Raw genomic sequence first — 24,882 nt, 5'->3', positions numbered from 1 at the left:
ACACCACCCGGTCGCAGCCATTGGCCGAGCCCTCGATCTACGCGATCAGGCTGGCCGCGGCTTCTGATCGCGGTCCGGATATTCCAATAACTACCGGGACCGGTGCGCTACCCGCGTGCCGGCAAGCCGTGCCGTCGACCCCGGCAGCACGCTGCCCGGATGCCAGCGTTCCCGCATGACTCGTCGCCATCTCCGGCGCCGGCCGTGCGATCGCGCGGCAGCACATGCAGGAGACACCTATATGAGCTTGTTCCGAACCAAAGACATTGACGCCATGCTGGTGAACAGCCACGTTGGCGGCCTGAAGAAGGTCCTGGGTCCGGTGGACCTTGTACTGATGGGCATCGGCGCCATCATCGGCACCGGCATCTTCGTGCTGACCGGCACCGGCGCATTGACCGCCGGCCCGGCACTGACCATATCTTTCGTCATCGCCGCCATGGCCTGCGGCTTCGCCGCACTGTGCTATGCCGAGTTCGCCTCCGCCATCCCGGTGTCGGGATCGATCTATACGTATAGCTACGCGACGCTGGGCGAGATCATCGCCTGGATGATCGGCTGGGACCTGCTGCTCGAATATGGCCTGGCTACCTCGGCAGTGTCGGTGGGCTGGTCGGGATACTTCCAGTCGCTGGCGGCGGGTTTCGGCCTGCATTTGCCGACGGCGCTGACCGCGGCGCCGGGAGCGGTGCCGGGCGTGCAAACCTTGTTCAACCTGCCGGCCTTCCTGATCATGCTGATTACCACCTGGGTGGTGTCCTGCGGCGTGCGCGAGTCGGCTCGCCTCAACAACGTGATGGTGGCGATCAAGATTGCGGTGGTCGTGCTGTTCATCGCGGTCGGCGTCTGGCACGTCAAGCCGGCCAACTGGCAGCCATTCGCACCGTTCGGGGTATCGGGCATCTTCAACGCGGCAGCGCTGGTGTTCTTCGCCTTCATCGGCTTCGATGCGGTGACCTCGGCCGCCGAGGAAGTGCGCAATCCGCGCCGCGACCTCCCGGTCGGCATCATCGGCTCGCTGACGGTCTGCACGGTGCTATATGTGATTGTCGCGGCCATCATGACCGGCGTCGTTCCCTTCGCCAAGTTCGCCGGCGTCGACCATCCGGTGTCGCTGGTGCTGCAGTACGCGGGGCAGAACTGGGTGGCCGGCTTTGTCGACCTGGGCGCTATTGTCGGCATGACCACTGTGATCCTGGTCATGACCTTTGGCCAGACCCGCGTCATCTTTGCCATGTCACGCGACGGCCTGCTGCCCGCGAAGCTGTCGTCGGTGCACCCGGTGCACGCCACACCATTCTTCGCTACCTGGACCGTCGGTATCGTGTTCGCGATGATCGCCGCATTCGTGCCGCTCAATGTGCTGGCCGAGCTGATCAATATCGGCACGCTCTCGGCCTTCACGCTGATCTCGATCGCGGTGCTGGTGCTGCGTCGAACCCGTCCCGAACTGCAGAGGGCCTTCCGCTGCCCCGGCGTGCCGGTGGTTCCGCTGCTATCGGTGGGCTTCTGCCTGTTCCTGATGGCACACCTTCAAGCGCTGACCTGGATCGCCTTCCTCACCTGGCTGGCGATCGGACTGTCGGTCTACTTCCTGTACGCGCGCCGCAATGCGGTGCTGCACGGGGCAGCAGGTAGCACGCGGGACCACCTGTAAGAGCACACATGGACGCCACCGTTTGCCAGCCAGACGTGTGAATGAATGCAGATTTCGACCTCGGAGCAAGCGAAAACCCGAACCCTTCCTGCACCCGGAATCTGGGTAAGAAGCTAACCCGGCGCTGGCAGCGACACAATCGCCCGCAGCCGAACGCGATGGGGCTCCGCGCCCTGTCAAAGCCGCACCGCACTGCAACCCAGGCGGTGTGCCAAGGAAGGCAGAGCTACAGCTTTGCATTCCCCACGTCATGGAGAAGAAGTTGAACGACCGTACCCACGCGGCAGCCGCCGTCCGCCTGTTCGGCACCGGCGAAGGCCTGTCCCACGAGCGCGTGACGCTCGCCACCGATCCGGAATCCGGCCTGCAGGCCATCATCGCCATCTACAACACCAGACTGGGCCCCGCCTTCGGCGGCTGCCGGTACTGGACCTATGCAGCCGAAGCCGAGGCGCTGTCCGACGCCCTGCGCCTGTCGCAGGGCATGGCCTACAAGAACGCCCTCGCCGGGCTTCCGTTCGGCGGCGGCAAGGCGGTGATCCTGCGTTCGCCGGCGCAGACGGACCGCCAACAACTCTTCCGCGCGTTCGGTCGCATGGTCGAGTCGCTGCGTGGCAGCTATATCACGGCTGAAGATGTGGGTACGACGGTGGACGACATGCGCGCCGTCCAGGCCGAAACCCGCTATGTCAGCGGCATGCCGCGCGACGGCGGGTTCGGTGGCAACCCTTCGCCGTGGACGGCTTACGGCGTGTTCGTCGGCATTCAAGCGGCGGCGCAGTACCGCCTGGACCGCAAGTCGCTCACCGGCCTGTCTGTGGCCGTTCAGGGTCTGGGGTCGGTAGGCTGGGAGCTCTGCCGCCGCCTGCATGAAGCGGGCGCCACGCTGACTGTGGCCGATATTGATGCCGGGCGCACGACACAGGCGCAACAGCAATTTGGCGCGCGGGTCGTATCGCCGGAAGCCATTACGGAAGTGGATGCCGACATATTCGCGCCCTGTGCTCTGGGTGCCGTCATCACCGCGGCCGTGGCCGAGAGCTGCCGCTTCCAGATCATCGCCGGCGGCGCAAACAACCAACTCGCCTCACTGGCCGAGGGCGACACCCTGCATCAGCGTGGCATTTTCTATGCACCCGATTTCCTGATCAATGCCGGCGGCATCGTAAGTTGCGCGCGGGAATACCTCGGTGGCGTCGACGATTCAGCCCTTCGCGACGAAGTCGCTGGTATTCGCGATCGGGTGCTCGGACTGGCGCAACGCGTAGAGTCGACGGGCCAGGCGCCTGCACGCGCGGCGGTGAAGTGGGCGCACGAGGTGTTGTCGCACGGCATCGCGCCGAACTGAGCGGTCGTCCTGACCCGGAGCTGGTATCGGCAGCGTATCGGTTCTCGTGTTGGTCTTCGTCCGTACGCTGAAGTTATCCAGCTTCGCAGATGCCGGCAAGGGCTCGCGCTAGCGCTGCTTTATCTCAGCGAGGAGCCTTTGTGCCGCAGCTATATCGACGAGGTTACTGCGCTCCCTGATGCTGTCGCAGGCTGGCTGCAACACGGCGTATGCATTCTGCATGTCGCCGGTTGCCGCCAGCTGGCGGGCAAGGCTCAGCGCCGCGCGTAGTGCGGGCAGACTTGCACCCTGCCTTTGTGCAATCGCGATCGCCTCATGGAGGATCGCGAGTATTTCGTCTTGTTTTGCAAAGCGCCCGGTTGCGAGCAGTTCGGCTTTCAGGCGCAAGATTTCTGATAGCTGGAAGCGTCCGCCGTGCTGGTTGACAGTCGCGAGCGCGCGTTCGATCTCTGCAAGCCCTGCCTCTGGTTTGCCGGCGCGGCCCAGCGCTTCGCCAAGCAGCGCATTGAAGTAGGGCCGCCCCATCTCGGCACCGGTCGCACTGATTGCCGAAATGCCTTCCCGCATGCGCTCGATGCCTTCGTCGAGGTCGCCGGTCTGTGCCACCGACCAGCCAAGCTGAAATTGGCCTTGCGACAGCAGCAGGGGCAACATGTAGTCATCGCAGATTGAAATCTCTCGCACGGCCCACTGCCTGGCCAGTTCCGGCTCGCCCCGCAGGATATGCGCGAAGCTGCAGGTCCAGTACACCAGTGCGGTCGTCAGGGGATGACCGAGGTCTTGCGCGAGTCCCAGCGCCTCGTGGCAAACCGAAAGCGCTTTGTCCGGGTATCCGCGCAAACACTCAGCCAATGCGGCGAAGCATCGGCAGCACACACCGGGATCATGTCCGGAGTACTTGAATGTCAGCGCGTGGTCCCGCTCCTGCTCGTAAAGCGCCATTCCTTTGCTGCTGTGAAACTCCGACGTCGCATACTCGCCCATGAAAAAGCTGTTGGTCCAGAACAGATGATGGGTCTCGATCTGCATGCCGTGGTCATGTGAACCCGCGGTCAGAGCGACGCAACGATTGCCAAGTTCGCGGGCGATTTCCGATTCGCCACGGATCATTCGATACTGCCCTTCGCCCCGCAGTGCGGTGAACAGTTCGCCCTTGTCGCCAAGCGCCTCGCAGAGCGTCCTCGCTTGCGTATAGGCGTCGAGGACTTCCTTCGCCGCCCACCCCTTCGCCGCCATCATGGTCACGCCGAGAACCTTTTGATATTCGAGCTCTTGCCTTAGCAGCGCAGGTGAGGGCGGTAGCGTACCGATGATCCCGAGTCCCTGGATCAGGTGATCAACCGCCTGCTGGTAGGCGAACCGCTGGAGCGCCTTGCCCGCAGACTGGTACAGGTAATGGATGGCCTTGTCCCACAGTTCGCCGGCAATTGCATGATGCGCGAGGCGTTCGACATGCTCGTCAAGACGTTGCGCGTAAAGCTGCTCGATGACATCCACGAGCCGTACGTGCATGGAGCGCCTTCGCTCCTTGAGCACGCTTGCATAGGCGACGCGATGCGTGAGCGCATGCTTGAAGGTGTACTGCTGGTGCGGCAACAGCCGGGTCTGATAAAGAAACTCCGCCGCTTGCAGTTCAGCGAGCAGATCGAGTAGCCGTTCCCGGTCGAGATCGGCGATCGGCTGCAGCACATCGACGGAAAATTCCTGGCCGATCACGGATGCCATTTGCATCAGGGACTTCTGCTGCGTGGACAGGCGATCGATCCGCGAAGCGAGGACCGCATGCACCGTGGATGGAATGTCGGGCGTGTCGATCGTCCGCGCCATTTGATATGCGCCTTTTCGGCCAACCAGTGCGCCCGTGTCTGCAAGCGCGCGAACGGATTCCTCCAGGAAGAGCGGCGTGCATCCCGTACGCTCGATCAGGCGACGCCTGAGGGTGGAAAGCTCGCTGCCGTCGCCGAGGAGGGTCTGCAGCAGCACCTTCGCGCTTTCGGCGTCCAGGCTGTCAACGTGAATCTGGGAGAAATAGCTCTTTCCGGACCATGTGTGCCGATACTCGGGGCGATGGGTCACGAGAAGCAGGACGCGTAATGCACCGATAAAGTCGACGAGATGATCGAGAGCCGCCTGCGTGCCCTCATCGATCCAATGCAGATCCTCGACAACGAGGATCAATGGATGGTGGTCACTCGCACAAATCACGAAAGAGGCAACCGCTTCGAGCGTTAGCTTGCGCTTTTGCGGTGGACTCGCCATGTCCCATTGCGGATCATCCGGCGGCAAGTCCAGCATGGCAGACAATGCAGGACAGGCCGACGCGAGCGCGGGGTCGACCGCTTCGACGCCGCGATGAAGCTTGCCGGCTGCCTCGGCCAGGGAGTCCCGGGCCGCGATGCGGAACCATGTCCGGAGCAAATTGGCTAGCGGAAGGTAGATCGCGCTCGAGTCGCGCGACGTCGCGCCTGTCTCGACTATGGTCCATCCGGCCGCCTGTTCCGAGTTGACGAACTCATGCACGAGGCGGGACTTTCCGACGCCAGGCTCCCCGACGATTGCGCATACCTGGCCTGCGCCGCGTCCGGCACGCTCGAGCATCCCCCGCAAGCCACACATCTCTGCGTCGCGACCGACAAAACGCGTGAGGCCGCGTACCGTGCGTGCGTTCCAGCGCAGGTGCAACTCGGACTTTGTGCGCAACAGGAAGATATCGATGCGAGGCGCCGCACCAGGGAGCGGTCTCGCAGGATCGTCCGATAGCTGGATGAAGCCTTCGGCACACCGGACGGTGTCGGCACTCACCCCGATCTCTCCCGCTGCGAGCGCGACATCGATCTGATTCGCGACCTGCGGGACGGCGCCGAGTGCGTCATAGTGTTGCGACCCGCCTTCCCCAATCGTGCGAACGACAGCCTCGCCGGAATGTACGCCAATGCGCACCTCCAGGGACCGGTCAATCAGTTCCGAGATGCGCTCGCGCATCGCGAGCGCTGCATAGCAAGCTTCTACCGCATGCTCTTCGCGGGCGACAGGCGCGCCAAACAGCGCAGTCACACCATCGCTCCGGACCTGGGTGACCAGGCCGCCGAATCGCTGAACGGCGTCGGACATGGCTTTCAGCACAGCGTCGACGCGCTCCAGTGCCGTTTCATGATCCGTCACGCTGACCGGCTGGCGCACGCGGGCGCAGAGCACACTCAAGTGCTTGCGCTCCGCTGGCAAGAACGTTGCATTGCCTGCCTCGTAGCCGGTGCGCGACGCACTTGCTGTCTGCGAGGCCAGATTCTCGACAACCATGGCCGAACCTGCAGGCTCTCGATCTGCATCGGCATCCCGCTGGATCTGGGCGGCCAGCCGCTGCGTGCTCTCCGCCGGGGCAATCCCGAGTTCGATATTGAGGGCGCGGACGCATTCCTGGTACTGGCGAACTGCAGCGTTGCGGCGTCCCGTTCTCGCATAGAGCTTCATGAGCACTGCATGCGCCCATTCGAGGGTCGGGTCCAGGGTCAATACTCTGCTTGCCGTAGCAATGGCTTGATCCAACTCGCCGGATTGTTCGTAGAGGTCGACAAGTTCGGTCAACACGTCCACGGCACGTTCATGAAACCAGCGGCGCTCAAGGATCATCCACTGCTCGAATGGTTCTTCGCGAAGACCGAAGCCATCGAGTAGTGCACCCCGGTAGAGTGCGATAGCGTTTGCCAGGGCATCAGAAGACCGGTCAGTGGCAAGGCGCCGGAATTGCAGCGCGTCGACTTCCACGGACTGCTCGTCGAGCCAGACGGCATCGGACTCCGCGCTCAGGAGTGGCGGAGCGTTCGGCAGGATCCGGCGCAAGCTCGAGAGCGTCTGGCGCAGGCTGGCTCTTGCCTGCTCTTCCGCGCTGCGCTCCCAGAACACGCTCGCCAGTTGCTCTCGCGACCGCAGCATGCCCGGCGACAAGGCGAGGTAGACCAGGATGGCCTTGCTTTTCCTGGTGGGAAAAGCCGGCGATCCATGTTGCCCGGCCAGCCGGATTTGGAGGCCTCCGAGGACTTCGATCTTGAGCCGGGTCATGTCGTGCGTGAGGTGAAGCGTCGCTCTCAAAGAGTCTAGTCCGCCCGGCGCAACTTTCATGCGTCGATGCGCCGGCGCCGTATTTCATGGGTCACTTTTCACGGCGCAGATTGGAGCGACCCGGTCTGGCCAGATATCGGAATCTGACCTCATGGCCTGGCTGGACAGAGGCAAGAGGCCAACTGCATGAGAATTTTTTACGGCGTTTTTACGCAGCCTCGACCGCTGATCACGGATTCATGACGTCGGGCGCCGATAGTCGGAATCGTGATGGTGCTGCATTTCCAACGTGGACTTCCCCTTCGAAGCGCTGCGAAAGGCGCGCACTACCGTCGCAGGATGCCGGACAGCCCGGCGCTTGATCCGTGCGGGTGGGGGGACGGTCGTCGCCCACCGCAGCCACGGAGTGTGTGAGATATGGAAGGAGATGTGCCAAATGGAAATCATGACCGAAGTCGATGGGGCGACCATCAATCGCTACGCCAAGTGCATCGCTGCGTCCAAGCGCGTCCGCTGGGATATCGACCGCGATGTGATTCGCGGCCGGAGCTTCGATTATTCGAAGAAGTTTCTGCCCGATGCGCTTTCGAAGGTCGACGCTCTTTCCTTTCTTGGGCAGGACGAAAAGCGTCTGCTCAGCCAGATCCAGGGTCGTACCTATGCGAACATGTTCGGACTCGTCGAACGCTTCATCGCAGCGAAGGTCCTCGAGATGAGCGGACCCTACCGCCTCGGCAACCAGACAGCGCTCGAGGCGCTCGTGCGGTTCAGCGATGAAGAGATCAAGCATCAGGAGCTGTTTCGGCGCATTGAGCGCATGTGCGCCGAAGGCATGCCGGACGGCTACGCGTTCTTGCCTGAAGCAAACAGTGTGGCGTCGTTTGTGCTCGCGAAGTCCACGTGGGCGGTGCTCGCTCTGACCTGCCACATCGAACTCTTCGTGCTCGCGCACTATCGAGGCAGCATCGACGGGGACATGAACGCCTCTGAACTTTGGAAGGATGTCTTCCTCTTTCACTGGCGCGAGGAATCACAGCATGCGATTCTCGACGAACTCGAATGGCAGCGTGAAGATGCGAAGCTTTCGCCTGAAGAACGCGACGCGGGCGTTAACGATCTGATCGAGCTGGTCGCCGCCGTGGACGGCATCTTGCAGACCCAGGCCAGCGCGGACGCGGACTACTTTGCGATGATCTGCGGCCGTTCGCTGTCGATGACCGAGAAGGATTCCGTGCGCATCGGCCTGCTGGCGGCATACAGGTGGCAGTACATCATCTCCGGCGTTCAGGAGCCGCGCTTCAGTCAGGTTCTCAGCAACATGATCACTGGAAGCCAACTGTCTCGAATCGAAACCGCGATGGCGCCGATCATGAGTTAGCGGACACGTCAGTGGCGGCTACGAAGTGCCTGTTCGTAGCCGCTGGGTATCGGCCAAGCACGGGAAGCGGTCTGCACGCGCTTACACCAGATCTGGCATGAGGTGCTGTCGCGCGACCCGTTCGCACATCATCGCAACCTCCTTGTCGACCGCATAGAGAAACAGCAACTCCTTCTCTGAGCAATGACGCGTTCTGCGCCAGATTTTCGATTTCACGCCGTGGTGATCGTCCACGTCGTTTGGGGTAGTGCCTGCTTCGTGCATCAATGATCGAATATCCCGCGACAGGGTTCTCGCTCTTGCGGCGGCGTGTTGGCCCCACAGCATATAAGCGGCGGACGTTATCCCTCTCAGAAGACTCACTTATCATTTCCTCCTTTCATTGACCCAATCAAGCGGGAGCCGGGCACGAGCGATCGCCTCGTGCCCGGTCGGATTTACCGGATGCAATATAGGGAATTAACGACCGGCTTGATTTGCATTGCACACAGTTGACTTAGCATTTGCTGCCAAGTGGGGTAACGCTTGCCTTCCTTGGTTCCTGTGTGCTGCAGTCGCCGCTCGCCGGGAAGGGTTAAGACGGGCCGAGACCAATGACGCTGCGCTGCGATCCGTCGCGTCGAGCCCGATTGACGTGCTGCGGCGTGTCGATTGCTCGTCTTGATCGGGGCCCGGTTGTGCCAGTTTTTGCCGCGGTCTTGCCGTTGCCTTGATTCCATCACACGAAACCGGTACTTCGAAAAACGCCAATTGGCCTGCCGGACCGAAGCCCTTACGCTTTGGACAGATTGCCCCCATCGATCATCCTTGTGCAGGCATACAAGGCGCCGCGCCGCCAAAGGAGACAGTGATGCCGGAAGTCGCGGAATCCTCGCCAGGCAGTACTTCGGGCACGCGACGGCGGACTGTAAGCAAGCGTGGCGACCCCGGCGGCGCGATGATCGTTCCGCTTGCCCGTGGACTTGCCGTGCTGGCGGCATTCGGCGGCGAGCAAAGGTGGCTGCGTAACCGTGACATTGTGCGGGAAACGGGAATCCCGACCGCCACGGTGGCGCGGCTGCTGCATTCGCTTGTGGAGACGGGTTACCTCCGCTTTGACAACGACCAGCGTCTCTACCGCCTGACGGCAGCTTCGCTGGCGCTGGGCTATGCCGCCAGCGCCGATGTGGCCGCTCAGGTTGCCGCCTGCGCCGAAATGCAGAAACTTGCCGACGCTCACGACACCTGCGTCGTGCTTGGTACACGCGACCGGCTCGATGTGGTGGTGCTTGAATCCTGGGCGGCGCGTTCAACACCATACGATCTTCGGCGCACAGTCAGCATGCGACGGTGCATCGGTGCGTCCGCGATGGGCAGGGCGCTGCTGGCGACGCTGCCTGAGGCCGAACGTGCCTACCTGCAGGGCAACCTTGAGCGCAAGACGTTGCGCAACTGGCCTGCGCTGCGGCGCGGCATCGCTGAAGGCGTCTCGCAAGTCAGTGCACTCGGCTTCTGTACGGCGCGCAACGAATGGAAGGCCGATCTGGTGTCGGTTGCGGTGCCGGTCCGCGTGACCCACCACGCGCCGCTCGCACTGGCTTGCATTGGTAGCGAAGCCCAGATGGGGCGCGCAAGAATCGAGCGGGAGTTGGGACCGAGGCTCGTCAATGTCGCGCAGGCGTTGCAAGAGCGAATGCTGAATTGCGAGAACAGTGCCGCGGATGTCGGCAAGCCGATTCGCCAGTGACGGCTTGATGGAAAGCAGTCCTCGCATCCTGCATGGGTTCCAGACCCCGGAAACTTTGGCCGCCCGGCCGGGCACGTACTTTGGATAGCTACCGTGAAACAAGATATTGATACTCGTGCATTGCGCAGTGTGCTGGGCAGCTTTGTCACCGGCGTGACTGTCGTGACGACCATTGACGAGACTGGGGCCAGGTATGGCGTCACCGTCAACTCCTTCAGTTCCGTCTCGCTGGATCCGCCGTTGATCCTCTGGAGCCAGGCGCTTACCTCGCGGAGCCATCCAGCGTTTCGTGACACCGATCATTTCGCGGTCAACATCCTGGCCGATGACCAGCACGCCATCTCGGACCACTTTGCGCGCTCGGGCGGCGACAAGTTCAGCGACGTGCGCTATGTAAGCGGCATCCGCGGAGCGCCCCTTCTTCCTGACGCCGCCGCATGGCTCGAATGCCAGAAGGTAGCGACCCATCCCGCCGGTGACCATGTCATCTACATCGGCAGGATCGAGCGCTTCGCCAATGCGTTCCGCAGGCCGCTCGCCTTCGGCGCCGGTGGGTACCTGGTGACGATGCCACACGAACCGGACGGCTCTTCGCCGCCGCTGACGCATCCTGAATCCAGGTCCCGGAACGAACCACTGTACGGAATCTTCCATCAGCGGAATTGACGCTCGGATCGACGCCATCGAATACTGCGCAACGGTTCACTGCATCAGAGAAGGCGCGGTCTGAAGGCGAGCCGCTGGGACGCCTGCGGCAGGACAGGCCGCGTGGCGACGAGCCGGCGCACGTCTACGACCCCAGGCATTTCCTCCCAATCTCACGGTACTGATCGGCTTCACAGGATCGCATTCCGTGCCGGATCGACAGCGGTCCGGCGCAGGCGTGCTGCGCGCCCGCAGCACGCTTTGGCCTATCCGAAGCACCGCTTTCGAAAAGGCCAATTGGACCGGTGGTGGCGTCACCTACGCTTCAGCCAGTTCACCCCATCGCACTTCTACATAAAACAGCGAGGAGACAACATGCATCTATCCGCATCAAAACTGGCGCCGAGGAGCAGTCTTTCGGTCGTGATTCTATGCTTCCTGACACTGGTAGCCGACGGCTACGACCTGATCGTCTACGGCGCCACGGTGCCACGTCTGCTGGAAGAGCCCGGATGGGGGCTCACGCCCCAGGCGGCAGGGCTGATCGGCAGCTGGACATTGATGGGCCTGATGGTAGGCCTGGCGGCCGCTGGTCCGATGACAGACCGTATTGGCCGCCGCAACCTGATCATGATCGGCGTGCTGTGGTTTTCCATCGGCTCGGTATTGTGCGCGCTTGCCGGTTCCCCGTTTGCGCTGGGCATGGCACGCTTCGTCACCGGCATCGGCCTGGGCGGCGTGGTGCCTTCGGCCGTGGCGCTGACGGTGGAGTACGCACCGCGCAACCGCCGACAGATGTATAACGCGCTCACGCTGACCGGCTATTCGGTCGGCGGGATTATCAGCGCGCTGGTGGCCATCGCGCTGCTTCAGTCGCATGGCTGGCGCACGCTCTATGCCATGGGCGGTCTCTATGTGGTGATCCTGCCGGTCATGTACTTCCTGCTGCCCGAGTCGGTGAGCTTCCTGGTCGAACGTGGCCGCATGGATGAGGCTCGCCGGACCGCCGAGCGGTATTCGCTCGACATTGAGCAAATCCTGCGCGACCAGCAGGCCCAGCGCCGCCCGCAAGGCGCGGCCGCCGGCGCGCGCGGCTACCGGCTGCTGATGTCTGCGGAATTCCGCTCCTCGGCGCTGCTGTTCGCGTTCGTGACCTTCTGCGTGCAGCTGATCGTGTACGGCCTGAATGCGTGGCTGCCTCAGCTCATGCGCAAGGCGGGCTATCCCCTCGGCTCGTCGCTGCAGTTCCTGCTGGTCATGCAACTCGGCGCGGTCGCCGGCATGCTGGGTGGTGCATGGCTGGCGGACCGGCTAGGCTCGAAGCGGGTGATCATTCCGTTCTTCATGATCGGCGGCTTGTCGCTGATCGCGCTGAGCCAGAAGCTCGAGTTCGCCTGGCTGATGCTGGCGGTGTTTGGCGCCGGCGTCGGTTCCATCGGCACCAGTTCGCTGATCTATGGGTACATCGCCACGCACTTTCCCGCGTCCTGCCGCGGCTCGGCACTCGGCGCGTCGCAGGCCCTCGGCCGCTTCGGCTCCATCCTCGGGCCGGCAATCGGCGGTTGGATCATCGGTGCAAACCTTGCCATGCATTGGAATTTCTATGCGTTCCTGGTGCCTGCCGTCCTTGCCGCAATGATCGTCCCGTTGATCCCCAAATCCGGGGCCGAGAGCGTGGCGTGATGGAGGCGTATGACTACATCGTGGTGGGCGCGGGGTCGTCGGGCTGTGTGGTGGCGAGCCGGCTGTCGGCGGACCCGGCGGTGCGCGTGCTGCTGATCGAGGCCGGCGCCGATACGAACAAATTCTGGGTGCGCACGCCTGCGGGCACCGGGAAGCTGTTCATGGACAAGCGGTTCAACTGGGCCTTCAACACCGAGGCCGTGCCGACGCTGGGCGGCCGCAAGGTGTACTGGCCGCGCGGCAAGGGCCTCGGAGGCAGCAGCGCCATCAACGGAATGATCTACATGCGCGGCCAGCCGTCGGATTTCGATCACTGGGCCGCGCTGGGCAACGAGGGCTGGGGTTGGGCAGATGTGCTGCCTTATTTCATCCGCTCGGAGTCGAACCAGCGCGGCGCGAATGACTGGCATGGCGGCGATGGTCCGCTCCACGTCAGCGACCCCGCTATCGGGCATCCGACGGCGGATGACTTCATTGCCGCCGCGCAGCGCGTCGGCATTCCCCGCAGCGCGGATTTCAACGGTCCGCCGCACGAAGGCGTTGGCTACCGGCAATACACGATTCGCAACGGGCGCCGCCATACGTCATACAACGCCTTCATCGAGCCGGTCCGCCATCGTGGCAACCTGACCGTCCGGACCGGCATGCGGGTGACGCGCGTGCTGTTGGAAGATGGCGAGGCCACCGGCGTCGAGGTGCAAGCGCAAGGCCAGCGGCGCCGCATCGCTGCCGTGCGGGAAGTCATCCTGTGCGGTGGCGCGCTGGCCTCGCCGCACTTGCTGATGCTGTCGGGCATTGGCGACGGCGCGAGCCTGCATCGGCATGGCATCGTTCCGGCCGTCGAGTCGCCGGGCGTAGGGCGCAACCTGCAAGACCACTGGTTCGGCAGCTTCTCATGGCGCGCGACGGCCGGAAGCTCCTACAACCACCGGCTGCGCGGCGCGCAGAAGTACGTGGAAGGCATGCGCTATCTGCTGACGCATGGCGGCTACCTTGCGCTCGGCGCATCGCCGGTGACGGCGTATGCACGCAGTGAGCCGGGGCGTCCGGAAGCAGACCTGCAACTCACGGTCAGCCCCATGACGTTCAGATTCGCGCCTTCGGGCGAGCCCGTGGTCGACGGCTTCCCTGCCATCGGCGGTTCGATGGTGCTGCTCACGCCGGATTCGCGCGGACATATGGAAATGCTGTCGGCCGATCCGTTGCAAGCTCCAGCCTTCCATCCCAACTACCTGAGCGAGCCCGGCGACATCCGCCGTTCGCTGGCGGGCATGCGCATGCTGCGCCAGATCGCGCAGACGCAGCCGCTGGCATCGCGCATCGTCGACGAGATGGCGCCTGGCCCTGACACGGTGACCGACGACCAGCTGCTGGACCACCTCAAGGCCAACGGCAATAGTGGCTGGCATCAGGTGGGCACGTGCAGGATGGGAAATGATCCGATGTCAGTCGTGGACGCACGCCTGTGCCTGCGCGGCATGCGGCGCCTGCGCGTCATCGACGCGTCGATCATGCCGAAGATCGTCGCGGGCAACACCAATGCACCTTGCATCATGATCGGCGAGAAGGGTGCCGACATGATCCGGGCCGATGCGACACCCGCTCGCGTCGTCGCATCCTGAATCAGAAACCATGGAGAGAAGTTTCATGACCCCTGCCGAACGCGCTATTCCGCTGAAGCATCCGGACTGTTTCTACATCGACGGCCAATGGGTACGGTCCACGACCGGCGACAGGTTCGCCGTGCTCGATTGCAGCACGGAAGCCGTGGCTGCGCATGTCGCGAAGGCGAACGCTGCGGACGCCGAGCGCGCAATTGCGGCCGCGCGCCGTGCCTTTGATAGTGGTCCCTGGCCGCAAATGCAGCCGCATGAACGTGCTGTCTATCTGAAAGACATTGCGCAACGCCTGGAGGCGTTGAACGATGACTTCGCACACGGCTGGACCATCGAATCCGGCATCCTCAACAAGCTTGCCAGGCCGCGCATCGGGCAATTCCTCGGCGGTGCGTTTCGGCAGTATGCCGACATGGCGCAGACCTATGCCTTCGTGCAGCCGCAGCGGTCCGCCAGCGGGCATGAGGCATTCAGCGTAAAGGAGCCGGTTGGCGTCGTGCTGGCCATCGTTCCGTGGAACGGTCCGGCGGCGCTGACCGCGTACAAGGTGGCACCAGCGCTGCTGGCGGGGTGCACGGTCGTCATCAAGCCGTCGCCGGAAGCGCCGACCTCCGCGTACCTGTTCGCGCAGATCTGTGAAGAAGTCGGCCTGCCGCCGGGCGTGGTCAATGTCGTGACGGCGGACCGCGATGTCTCGGAAGCCATGGTGCGCCATCCGGGCGTGGACAAGATCACCTTCACCGGCTCCACGGTTGCGGGCCGCAATATCGGCGCGGCGGCGGCGGAGCGGGTGGCGCGCGTGACGCTGGAACTCGGCGGAAAATCCCCGGCACTCGTGCTGGACGACTACGACATCGACACCGCCGCCAGAACCATTGGCGCTTCCTACTTCGGCTACCTGACCGGGCAGGTCTGCCACAGCCTGACCCGCATCATCGTGCCGCGCGCCAGGCACGATGCGATGGTCGAAGCGCTGAGCGAGACCGCGCGCTCCATGGTGATCGGCGACCCGTTTGACGACGGCACCACGATGGGACCGCTCGCCACCGCGCGACAGCGCGAGACGGTGGAGCGCTACGTGGCCAGGGGCGTCGAAGACGGCGCGACGCTGGCCGCCGGTGGCCAGCGTCCGCAGCACCTGAAGCGTGGCTTCTTTTTCGAGCCGACCGTCTTCGGCAACGTGGACAATCGTTCGACGATTGCGCGCGAGGAAATCTTCGGCCCGGTGCTGTCCGTGATCGCCGCCGACAACGACGACCACGCCATCGCACTGGCCAACGACTCCATCTTCGGTCTGAACGCCGTGGTGTTCACCGGCGATACGCAACGCGCGCTGGCCGTCGCGCGGCGACTGCGCGCTGGCAGCGTGGGGCACAACGCCTCGCGTACCGATTTCTCGATCGGCTTTGGCGGCTTCGGGCAATCGGGCATTGGACGGGAAGGCGGTGTGGAAGGGCTCGAGGCGTTTCTCGAATCCAAGACCGTTGTTCTCGACACGCCGGCTGGCTGACCCGGAGCGAAGGCCAGCTTCGCGCAAGAATCGTGCTGGCCGCGGCTTCGCTCTTGTTGTAACCCGGCACGGCGACGGTCCTGACATCGGGGCGTTCGTTTGCCCTGACCTTGAGCATCGCAAAGCCCAGCTCATCCAAGTGCGGGCTTTGCTTCTGTTACAGGCGCGGCCGCTTCTTTACGCTTCCACGCTGCTTCGCCACCGAGGGCACGGCGTCCTTCGCGGGCTCGGCGGCCGCCGTTCTTTCCAGATGGGCAACCAGCAATTGCGCCGCGGGAGACAGCAGGGAAAACTTGCGGAAGCAAATGGCAAATCGCCGTCGCGCCCAGGGGTCGCGCAATGGAATGACCCGGACGTCCAGCGCTGTGGCGATGGGCCGGGCGATTTCCGCCGGCAGGATGGCAATACCCAGATTGGCCCGCACGCAGCGTAGCGCCGCATCGAATGTGGAGACGACCGCGCGGTGGACGATCTTGCGGTTCAGGATGGCGGCATGGCGCACCAGCATGGTCTGCACCGCCGTCTGCGCGGGCATGCCGACATGCGCGAAGGCAAGCGTCTCCTCAAAGTCACACGTCGCCTCGTCGGCCAGTGCGTGCGACGCATGGACCACCGCGGCGAGGTGATCGCTCCGATAAGGGCGTGTTTCGAAGCCTTCCAGGTCGGCTGCGTCCCAGCAGATGCCGAGCGGTGCCGAACCCTCGCGCAGCGAGCGCACGATCTCCGTGCTTAGTCCTTCCTCGATACTGACGCCCACGTCGCGGTGCTCCGGCGCCTGCAGGAAGGCCGCTACGTCATCCGCCAGCGATTCGGCCATCGACGACACAGTGGCCAGCAGGCGGACCTGACCCCGGATACCGGACCCATAGTCTGCCATGTCGCGTGCGACGCGGTCGGCGGCCGCCAGCATGGCCCGCGCGTGGGCCAGCACGATTTCCCCGGCCGGTGTCGGGATGACGCCACGACGGCGGCGCTCAAGCAGCGTCGCGCCGACCGTTTCCTCGAGCTGGGCGAGGCGCTTGCTGATCGCCGACGCGACGATGTTCTCCTGTTCGCCGGCGCGGGCCATGTTCTGCGTTTCGCAAACGGCAGCGAACAGGCGGAGGGTGGTCAGGTCGAGATCTCGCATGAGGGGGCGCAGGTTTTCCTGCACGGAATCTTACGGCCTTTCGTGCCCGCACGCATCGTGCTTCGGAATGCTGTGAGGATTTCCAGTTTGGAACGATGACGTGCACGAATGATCGCTGGTGCCAGATGTAGGAACGCCATAAAGTTATTCCACAGCGCGCGACTTGCGCGAACCCCGTTCACACATTCCCCCGGTTATCCCTTGTCATGACAGCCAGATACCCCTGTAGCGCCGTGATCCGAGAGGTTGGCCTCCGCGACGGTCTGCAAAGCATCCAGACCATCCTTCCCACCGAGCAGAAGAAGGCATGGATCCGCGCAGCCTATGCGGCCGGCCAGCGCGAAATCGAGGTCGGTTCCTTCGTCCCCGCACGCCTGCTGCCGCAACTGGCCGACACAGCTGAACTCGTGGCCTTTGCCAGGGAGCTTCCGGGGCTGTTTGCCTCGGTGCTCGTGCCAAACCTGCGCGGTGCGGAAGGCGCGATCGCCAGTGGTGCCGACCTGATGATCGTCCCGCTTTCCGCCAGCCACGCCCACAGCGTGGCCAACCTGCGCAAGACACCGGAAGAAGTGGTGGCCGAGGTGGCGCGCATCCGCGCCGCCCGCGACGCAGCAGGATCGAAGACTCTGATCGAAGGCGGTGTGGGTACGGCGTTCGGATGCACGCTGCAAGGACGCGTCGAGCCGGACGAGGTGCTGCGCCTGATGCAGGCGCTGCTCGACGCTGGCGCCGATCGGGTCAGTCTGGCCGATACGGTGGGCTACGCCGACCCGGGCCTGGTGGCCGACCTGTTCACCCGCGCCATGGCCATCGCCGGCGACCGTTTCTGGTGCGGTCATTTCCACGACACGCGCGGCCTCGGCCTTGCCAATGTCTTCGCCGCGTTGCAGGCCGGCGTCACCCGCTTCGACGCCTGCCTGGCCGGCATCGGTGGTTGTCCGCATGCGCCGGGCGCGAGCGGCAACGTGGCGAGCGAGGACCTCGCCTACATGCTAGGCAGCATGGGCGTCGACACCGGTATCGACATCACCCGCCTGCTTGCCCTGCGGGAGCAGGTGAGCGGCTGGCTGGCCAGCGAGACGCTGCACGGCACCCTGTGGCGCGCCGGCTTGCCGAAGACCTACGCGGCCGCGTCCGGCCATGCCACTGCCTGAATGAAAGAGAACGACACCATGCACGACCCCCTGAACCCCGCCGCTCAACCCGACAGCCAGCACTTGCCGCTTTCCGGCATACGCGTGGTCGAATTCACGCACATGGTCATGGGTCCGACGTGCGGCATGATCCTGGCCGACCTCGGCGCCGAAGTCATCAAAGTCGAGCCGCCGGGCGGCGACAAGACGCGCAATCTTCCCGGCCTTGGCATCGGCTTCTTCCGCGCCTTCAACCGCAACAAGAAAAGCGTGGTGCTCGACATCACCACCGAAGACGGCCGCGCGGCCGCCGCGGAACTTGCTGGCCAGTGCGACGTGCTGCTGGAGAACTTCCGTCCCGGCTTGATGCAGAAGCTGGGCCTCGACTACGAAACGCTGTCTGCAAAGTACCCGCATCTGATCTACGTCTCGCACAAGGGCTTCCTCCCCGGCCCCTACGAGAAGCGCCTCGCGCTCGACGAGGTCGTGCAGATGATGGGCGGCCTGTCGTACATGACCGGCCCGAAGGGACGGCCGCTGCGCGCCGGTACGTCGGTCAACGACATCATGGGCGGCATGTTCGGCGCCATCGGCGTGCTGGCCGCACTGCGCGAGCGCGACGCCACGGGCAAGGGCCAGGAGATCCAGAGCGCGTTGTTCGAGAACTGCGTATTCCTCTCCTCGCAGCACATGCAGCAATTCGACATGACGGGCGAGGTGCCACCGCCCATGCCGTCGCGCGTGTCGGCGTGGAGCGTTTACGACGTATTCACGCTGGCCGCGGGCGAGCAGTTGTTCATTGGTGCGGTAAGCGACAAGCAGTTCGTCACGCTGTGCCATGTCCTCGGCCACCCCGCCATGGCGGCCCGGCCCGAGTACGCGGACAACGCCTCTCGCGTCGCCGTGCGCCCGACGCTGCTGGAGGAACTGGGCGCGATTCTGCTGCACCACGACGTTGCGGCGCTGTCAGCCAGGCTCGAGGCTGCCGGAATTCCCTACGCGCCCATCGTGCGACCCGATCAACTGCTCGACGATCCGCACTTGCAGGCGAGCGGCGGTCTGGTGCCGATGCAGGTGGACGACGGCTCGCTCGCGCCGACCGTACTGCTGCCGCTGACGATGGGCGGCCGGCGCCCTGGCGTGCGACGGCCGCTGCCGAAGCCCGGCGAGCACAACGCCGAGATCCTGGGCGCCATGCGGCCGGCAGCGCACCGGAACTGACAACCGGACATTGCATAGCAGACATATAACGACAGACAGCAAGAAGGAGACAAGGATGTACAGCACCCCTCACCCCGTCCGGCGTGCCGTTCTGCGGCTCATCATCGCGGCCACCGCAACGGCGAGCCTCAGCGGCATGCCCGCCGTCGCCCAGAGCGCCAAGCCGGTACGGCTGATACTACCGATCAGCGCAGGCTCCGGCGTGGATACCATTGCACGTGCCGCCGGCCCCGCGCTCGGCAAGGCGCTCGGCCAGCCCGTTGTGATCGAGAACCTGCCCGGTGCGGGTGGCATCACCGGCGCCGCAGCAGTGGTCAAGGCCGCGCCCGATGGCACTACGCTCGGGCTCGTGTCCAATAACCACGTGATCAACCCGAGTGTCTTCAAGTCGATGCCGTTCGACGCCATCAAGGACGTCACGCCCATCAGCGTCATTGGCGCCACGCCGCTGGTGCTGGTAGTCAGCCCGAAGGTGCTGGCGAAGAACGTCAAGGAGCTCGTGGCGCTGATGAAAGCCAAGCCCGACGCCTACAACTTGGCGTCGTCGGGCAACGGCACCATCATCCATCTCGCCGGAGAGATGTTCCTGAGCGAGGCGGGCGTCAAGGCGCACCACGTGCCGTACAAAGGCACCGGCCCGATGATTACCGACCTGCTCGGCGGCCAGGTCGACTTGGGAGTGGTCGCGCTGAATGCAGCGCTGCCGTACCTGAAGTCGGGACAGTTGCGCGCCATCGGCCTGTGCGGCGACGCCCGCTCGCCCGCCGCGCCTGATATTCCGACCATCGCAGAGCAGGGCCTGCCGCGCTACAACGTTGAAGGCTGGTTCGCGTTGATTGGCCCCGCCGGCATGAAGCCGGCCGACGTCAAGCGCGTGCACGATGCGTTCGCCATCGCTTTCACGAGTCCCGAAGTGATCGACGCGATGAAGCGGCAGGCGACTACCGTGAAGCCGGGCACGCCGGAGGAAGCGGCGAAGTACTTCCGCGCCGAGGCCGACCGCTACGCGGGGCTTGTGAAGAAGGCAAATGTGAGCCTCGAATAATCCGTCCTCATTCATTCTTAGCGAATATAACCATGTCCCTGTACAAGCTGGGCGAACTGTCGCCTGCCGTTGCCGAGTCCGCTTTCGTGGCCGCAGAGGCCACCGTCATTGGTCGTGCGGAACTGGCTGCCGACGTCAGCGTGTGGCCCGGGGTAGTCATCCGCGCGGATAACGAGCCTGTCCGCGTTGGCGAAGGCAGCAATATCCAGGAAGGTGCTGTGCTTCACTCCGACCCCGGCATTCCTCTCGATATCGGCAAGGGCGTAAGTGTGGGCCACCAGGCCATGCTGCATGGCTGCACTGTGGGCGACGGCGCACTGGTTGGCATCCAGGCCGTCATCCTGAACAAGGCCAGGATTGGCGCGGAGTCACTGGTGGGGGCCGGCGCGCTGGTCACCGAAGGGAAGGTCTTCCCGCCGCGCTCGCTGATCATCGGCACGCCGGCGAAGGTTGTGCGCGAGCTGACGGAAGAGGAAGTGGCCAATCTGCGCGCCAATGCAGAGGACTACGTCCGGCGAGCCGGACTCTACAAAAAGACTCTGACCAGAATTGGCTGAGACAACGAGGTGGCCGTCCGGAGGGGCGCACCGCAAGGAGGAGGAATGAAGTTGAAATATGTGGCCGCCATGGCGGCAGCCGTCGCGGTGCTGATGTCGGGCGGTGCGTACGCGCAGGTGGCGTCGGGGGTGACGCTCTACGGACTGGTCGACACGGGTATCGAATACCTGAGCCACGCGGGCTCCGACGGGTCGGGCGCTCAATATCGTATGTCGTCCGGTAACGTCACGGGCTCGCGCTGGGGCTTGCGAGGGCGCGAGGATCTTGGTGGCGGCCTGACAGCGATATTCGTGCTGGAAAGTGGCTTCAACAGCGATACTGGGACTTCTGGCCAGGGCGGCCGGCTTTTTGGGCGGCAGGCCTACGTGGGTCTGCAGGGAAAGTGGGGCCAGGTGACGCTTGGCCGGCAGATCAATACGTTGTACGAGATGTTCGTACCGTTCGATCCTGTGCGCTATACCAGCTACGGCCTGCTCGCGCAGGACGCCCAGTTTGCGAACCGTGCGGACAATGCGATCAAGTACACCGGCAATTTTGGCAACCTGACCGTCATCGGCCTGTACAGCGCCGGCTATGACGCGACGATTGCCAATGGCGGCGAGGTTCCCGGCAATCCGCGCATTGGCCAGGAGATCGGAGCGGGAGTCTCTTACACAGTTGGCAATCTCGGCATGGTGCTGGACTACGATCAGCGCCGTGGCACCACTGCCGCCAGCGCGCCCAATATCGAGCGACGCTACGCGACAGGCCTGTTGTGGACCTCCGGCCCGTTCACAGCCACGGTCGGATACCGGTTCCTCCAGGGCACCATCACCGCGCCGTCGCTGCGCGCGCACCTGTACTGGCTCGGCGGCTCCTACAACTTCACGCAGGCCTTTGTGCTGCGTGCCGGTGTATATCGCACCGATGTACGCGATTCTCCGAATGATGCGATGAGCTATGCCCTGGCCGCAGCTTACAGCCTGTCCAAGCGCACGGATCTCTATCTGAACGCTTCCTTCATGGACAACAAGGGCGCGTCGCGCCTTGGGGTGGTGAACGGAGGAACGGTCGCCTCCGGTGTCAACCAAACGGGTGTCGTGGCAGGCATCAAGCATATCTTCTGAAGAAGCGGCTCTTCTGTCCCGTTCTTTGCCCATGCCGCAGGGCGGAGACGGGGCAGGCAGCGTCCTTCACATCGTGATGCCAGGAATCTCAGCGATGTTGTCCTTTCCTCCCATGCCCATCCAGCGCCTCTCCGGCCGCACCGTATCCATCGAGGACATGTCCCTTGAATCCAGTTCTGAATCTGGCGGACGGTACACCTCCATCGCCGCCTTGCGCCCGGCAGGGCAAGCCGTTCGTATTTGGCGAATGGCCCTTTCGGGAATGGCAGTTTGTCGTGCGCGGAGATTGCTGGCATCGTGGGACACAGCACGCTATTCGTCACGTGCCCCGGCTCAGCGATAGCTGCAGCAATTTCCCAGGAGCAAGCGACCATGCACGCCAACATGTCACAACGTCTACGTTCCCTGCTATTCGTTCCCGCGGACAGCGACAGGAAACTCGCGGCGTCACTTAAGACGGGAGCCGATGCGCTGGTCTTTGACCTTGAAGATGCTGTTCCCGAGCATGGCAAGGAAGAGGCTCGCCGCAAGCTGGCGGCTTTTCTTGGGGAGAACCGTCAAGGCATGGACGCAGCGGTGATGGTGCGAGTCAACGGCCTGGCGTCGGGACATATTCTTCAGGACCTGGCCGCTGTGGTGCCGCACCGGCCCGATGCCATCGTGCTTCCAAAGTGCAGGGGCGTGGCCGATGTTCATCGCCTGTGCGATTTCCTGGCGGCGCTCGAGTGTGTGTTGCTCGACAGCGCGTGGGAGACTGGCATTGTTGCCATGGCCACCGAGTCGTCGGAAGGGGTGTTCGGCCTGTCTTCCTATCGAAATGCCCCGATGCGTCTGCGCGCCTTGATGTGGGGCGTGGACGATCTCGCGGCCGACCTCGGGGCTCGCTCGTCGCACCAGGGACGGGAACTCACCGCGCCGTTTTCCGTGGCACGTACGATGTGCCTGATGGCAGCCGCGCAAGCTGGTATCGACGCCATCGACGCGGTCAGCACGAATCTGTCCGACGACGCCGAGATCGGCCACGAGGCGGCGCAGGCAAAGCGCGACGGCTTTACTGCCAAGGCTGCTGCCCATCCCTCCCATATCGAAGCCATCAACCAAGCCTTCATGCCGCAGATGGAAGAGATTCGCTGGGCAAGAGAGGTGGTCGAGGCATTTTCAAAGGTAGGCGCCTCGGGCGTGGTGAAGCTGGGCAAGACCATGATCGACCGTCCCCACTTGCGACTGGCGCATCGGATTCTTTGCCAGGTGGAAGGCGAGGACTGATCGGGCCATGCAGATATCGGTGCGGCGCCTTGCAGCCGCTCGACCGAGCCGAAAGTCGGCGCCAAGCGCCGACTTGAGGTTGCTGACAGAGTCAGAAGGAGCGAATGTTGTCTCCCCTCTCGCATTTATGGGAGAGGGGCGGGGGAGAGGGCAGGAGTTGCCACGAAGTGAGGCGTCATGGTGCTTGCCATGCGCCTGCCCTCTCCCCCCAACCCCTCTCCCGCAAGCGGGAGAGGGGAGCGAACAATCTGGTGCGCCAGCTTTGTCAGCAATCTGAAGTCGGCGCCAAGCGCCGACTTCTACTTTCGCATCTCGCTTCTCAGAACTTGTGCCGGATGCCCAGCGCCACACCGAACATATTGTTCTTGTCGCTGCCCAGGAAGTAGCCGTTGGCGAAGCTGATGGCCGACGAGTCGAAGTTCAACCCGGCATTCTTCGAATAGGCAGTGGTCAGGTACAGGTCGGTGCGCTTCGACAGGCTGTAGTCGGCAATGAACGAAACCTGCCACGGGTTCTTGATGTTGTTGCCGAGGAACTCCTTGGCGTCGTCATAGTAGTACGCGAGCGTCAACAGCAGCGCCGATGTGGCCTGGTAGTTGCCGCCGATCCAGTAGAAGTTGTCGCGCAGGATGGTCGCGTCGGTCGCGCTGGTGCTTCGGCCCCAGCGGTAGCCGCCAACGATCTTCCCGACACCACCCAGTGCGTAGCTCGCGGCCACCGCTGCCTTCTTGACCGTACCCGTGCCACCGGCCGCGGTGAGCGTCGGGTTGTACTGGTCGTAGTTGACCGACACGCCGAACGGACCGCCGAGGTACGCCAGCGAGGCGCCATAGCCGCTGTCCCGGCGGAACTGGCCAGGTACTTCGCCGGCGCCGGCTGCGCCATTGCCGAAGGTCCAGTGCGCAATGGCGGTAACCGGGCCGAACTGGCCGGTGTACTTCGCTACGTTGTCGGAGCGGAAGTTCACGCCGGTTTCCAGGATGAGCGGTTCGTACTGCAGCGAGAAGCCGGTGGGCGAGAAGTTCGTCAGGCCGTCAAACAGGCTGGTGTACTGGCGCCCGAATGTCACCTTGCCGAAGCTGGCGTGGTCCAGTCCCACAAAGGCCTGGCGACCGAACAGACGGCCGCCTTGCTGCATCTTGCCATCGTCGGAGCCGAACCCGCTTTCCAGCGCGAATACGGCTTTCAGGCCGCCGCCAAGGTCTTCCGTGCCGCGCAAGCCCCAACGCGAGCCGGACAAGCCACCGCTCAACATGCGCACCACGTTCTTGCCCGGACCGACGGCGAAGCCGTTCGCCGCGCTGGGCACGACCGCAGACATATTGTTCACGTACTCGATGTTCGTGTCGATGACGCCGTACACGGTGACACTGGTCTGGGCCTGGCTCAGGCCACCAACCAGCAGGGCCGGAACTGCGGCAAGCCATTTCATGCGATTGCAGCCCTTGTTGGTCAACTTCATGTGTCTCCTCCTGCTTGTCATTGGGATAGTTGCCTCGCCAGCGTCTTGATGGTCGAGGTTCGTGTTTCACGATTTGTCAGGCGCATTCGCATTCCGACGCGCGTGCACGGCGGATGCTGGATTGCCGATGCAATGGCCGTCAACGGAGACCGCGCATGTGTTCCGTACAGCGGTTCGGATGGATGCTCAGCGCGCCAGAACCGATGGGACTGCACATTGCATTGCGTCTGTATCGAAGCACGGAACGTTGGCTGGCATTACGTTGACGCGGGCTGGCGTGCCGTTCACGATCTGCGCAAAGACCGCATTCCCAGCGAGGTACCGGGAGCAGGTCGATCACGCA

The 24,882-nt window shown here is 63.8% G+C and carries 18 protein-coding genes; 14 read left to right on the top strand and 4 right to left on the bottom strand.

The window, feature by feature from the left end; translation table 11 throughout:
* Window positions 1-241: 241 nt before the first annotated feature.
* Entirely contained in the window at window positions 242-1,657 is a 1,416-nt protein-coding gene (locus tag KHO41_RS22245) for an amino acid permease (RefSeq protein ID WP_211955453.1), read from the top strand.
* Window positions 1,658-1,907: 250 nt separating this feature from the next.
* Window positions 1,908-3,005 carry a Leu/Phe/Val dehydrogenase gene (locus KHO41_RS22240; RefSeq protein ID WP_211955452.1) on the top strand — a complete coding sequence of 366 codons (1,098 nt, stop codon included), beginning with the start codon at window positions 1,908-1,910 and terminating at the stop codon, window positions 3,003-3,005.
* A 108-nt stretch (window positions 3,006-3,113) separates the two neighbouring features.
* Here KHO41_RS22240 and KHO41_RS22235 read toward each other — a convergent pair whose 3' ends face one another.
* On the bottom strand, window positions 3,114-7,121 hold the full coding sequence (locus KHO41_RS22235) for an AAA family ATPase (protein ID WP_244873960.1): 4,008 nt from the start codon (window positions 7,119-7,121) through the stop codon (window positions 3,114-3,116).
* 376 nt (window positions 7,122-7,497) lie between these two features.
* Between KHO41_RS22235 and KHO41_RS22230 the strand changes: the two genes are divergently transcribed.
* Window positions 7,498-8,439, top strand: coding sequence for a hypothetical protein (locus KHO41_RS22230; RefSeq protein ID WP_211955451.1), 942 nt, complete (start codon window positions 7,498-7,500; stop codon window positions 8,437-8,439).
* Window positions 8,440-8,520: 81 nt separating this feature from the next.
* Here KHO41_RS22230 and KHO41_RS22225 read toward each other — a convergent pair whose 3' ends face one another.
* On the bottom strand, window positions 8,521-8,802 hold the full coding sequence (locus KHO41_RS22225; protein WP_211955450.1) for a hypothetical protein: 282 nt from the start codon (window positions 8,800-8,802) through the stop codon (window positions 8,521-8,523).
* A 487-nt stretch (window positions 8,803-9,289) separates the two neighbouring features.
* Between KHO41_RS22225 and KHO41_RS22220 the strand changes: the two genes are divergently transcribed.
* From KHO41_RS22220 to KHO41_RS22200, 5 genes are all read left to right on the top strand, one after another.
* A complete protein-coding gene (locus KHO41_RS22220; RefSeq protein WP_211955449.1) occupies window positions 9,290-10,165 on the top strand; it encodes an IclR family transcriptional regulator in 876 nt (291 codons plus the stop codon).
* Window positions 10,166-10,258: 93 nt separating this feature from the next.
* Entirely contained in the window at window positions 10,259-10,831 is a 573-nt protein-coding gene (locus KHO41_RS22215) for a flavin reductase family protein (protein WP_211955448.1), read from the top strand.
* Between the two features lie 354 nt (window positions 10,832-11,185).
* On the top strand, window positions 11,186-12,493 hold the full coding sequence (locus KHO41_RS22210; protein ID WP_211955447.1) for an MFS transporter: 1,308 nt from the start codon (window positions 11,186-11,188) through the stop codon (window positions 12,491-12,493).
* The gene (locus tag KHO41_RS22205) at window positions 12,493-14,115 is read left to right on the top strand and encodes a GMC family oxidoreductase (protein WP_211955509.1); all 1,623 of its coding nucleotides are present in this window, start codon (window positions 12,493-12,495) and stop codon (window positions 14,113-14,115) included. The genes KHO41_RS22210 and KHO41_RS22205 overlap by 1 nt, the downstream gene beginning before the upstream one ends.
* Window positions 14,116-14,140: 25 nt before the next feature.
* Window positions 14,141-15,619 (top strand): aldehyde dehydrogenase, encoded by a 1,479-nt coding sequence (locus tag KHO41_RS22200; RefSeq protein WP_211955446.1) that lies wholly within the window; start codon window positions 14,141-14,143, stop codon window positions 15,617-15,619.
* Window positions 15,620-15,776: 157 nt separating this feature from the next.
* Here KHO41_RS22200 and KHO41_RS22195 read toward each other — a convergent pair whose 3' ends face one another.
* Complete coding sequence (locus tag KHO41_RS22195; RefSeq protein WP_211955445.1) at window positions 15,777-16,748, bottom strand: LysR family transcriptional regulator; 972 nt, start codon at window positions 16,746-16,748, stop codon at window positions 15,777-15,779.
* A gap of 206 nt (window positions 16,749-16,954) precedes the next feature.
* Between KHO41_RS22195 and KHO41_RS22190 the strand changes: the two genes are divergently transcribed.
* The 6 genes from KHO41_RS22190 to KHO41_RS22165 all read left to right on the top strand — a co-directional run bounded on the left by KHO41_RS22190 (window position 16,955) and on the right by KHO41_RS22165 (window position 23,077).
* Window positions 16,955-17,902 carry a hydroxymethylglutaryl-CoA lyase gene (locus tag KHO41_RS22190; RefSeq protein WP_211955444.1) on the top strand — a complete coding sequence of 316 codons (948 nt, stop codon included), beginning with the start codon at window positions 16,955-16,957 and terminating at the stop codon, window positions 17,900-17,902.
* A gap of 18 nt (window positions 17,903-17,920) precedes the next feature.
* Window positions 17,921-19,102: a CaiB/BaiF CoA transferase family protein gene (locus tag KHO41_RS22185; RefSeq protein WP_211955443.1), complete on the top strand. Its 1,182-nt coding sequence runs from the start codon at window positions 17,921-17,923 to the stop codon at window positions 19,100-19,102.
* Between the two features lie 55 nt (window positions 19,103-19,157).
* Window positions 19,158-20,147, top strand: coding sequence for a Bug family tripartite tricarboxylate transporter substrate binding protein (locus KHO41_RS22180; protein WP_211955442.1), 990 nt, complete (start codon window positions 19,158-19,160; stop codon window positions 20,145-20,147).
* Window positions 20,148-20,179: 32 nt separating this feature from the next.
* A complete protein-coding gene (locus KHO41_RS22175; protein WP_211955441.1) occupies window positions 20,180-20,704 on the top strand; it encodes a gamma carbonic anhydrase family protein in 525 nt (174 codons plus the stop codon).
* A gap of 45 nt (window positions 20,705-20,749) precedes the next feature.
* A complete protein-coding gene (locus KHO41_RS22170) occupies window positions 20,750-21,811 on the top strand; it encodes a porin (RefSeq protein WP_211955440.1) in 1,062 nt (353 codons plus the stop codon).
* 372 nt (window positions 21,812-22,183) lie between these two features.
* Window positions 22,184-23,077, top strand: a complete 894-nt coding sequence (locus KHO41_RS22165; RefSeq protein ID WP_211955439.1) for an HpcH/HpaI aldolase/citrate lyase family protein — start codon at window positions 22,184-22,186, stop codon at window positions 23,075-23,077.
* A gap of 319 nt (window positions 23,078-23,396) precedes the next feature.
* On the opposite strand, the gene KHO41_RS22160 is transcribed toward KHO41_RS22165, so the two are convergent.
* Window positions 23,397-24,539, bottom strand: a complete 1,143-nt coding sequence (locus tag KHO41_RS22160; RefSeq protein WP_376989540.1) for a porin — start codon at window positions 24,537-24,539, stop codon at window positions 23,397-23,399.
* Window positions 24,540-24,882: the final 343 nt, after the last annotated feature.

The organism is Cupriavidus numazuensis, from assembly GCF_905397435.1.
Classification (GTDB): domain Bacteria; phylum Pseudomonadota; class Gammaproteobacteria; order Burkholderiales; family Burkholderiaceae; genus Cupriavidus; species Cupriavidus numazuensis.
This window is presented reverse-complemented; position numbering and strand designations above follow the sequence as displayed.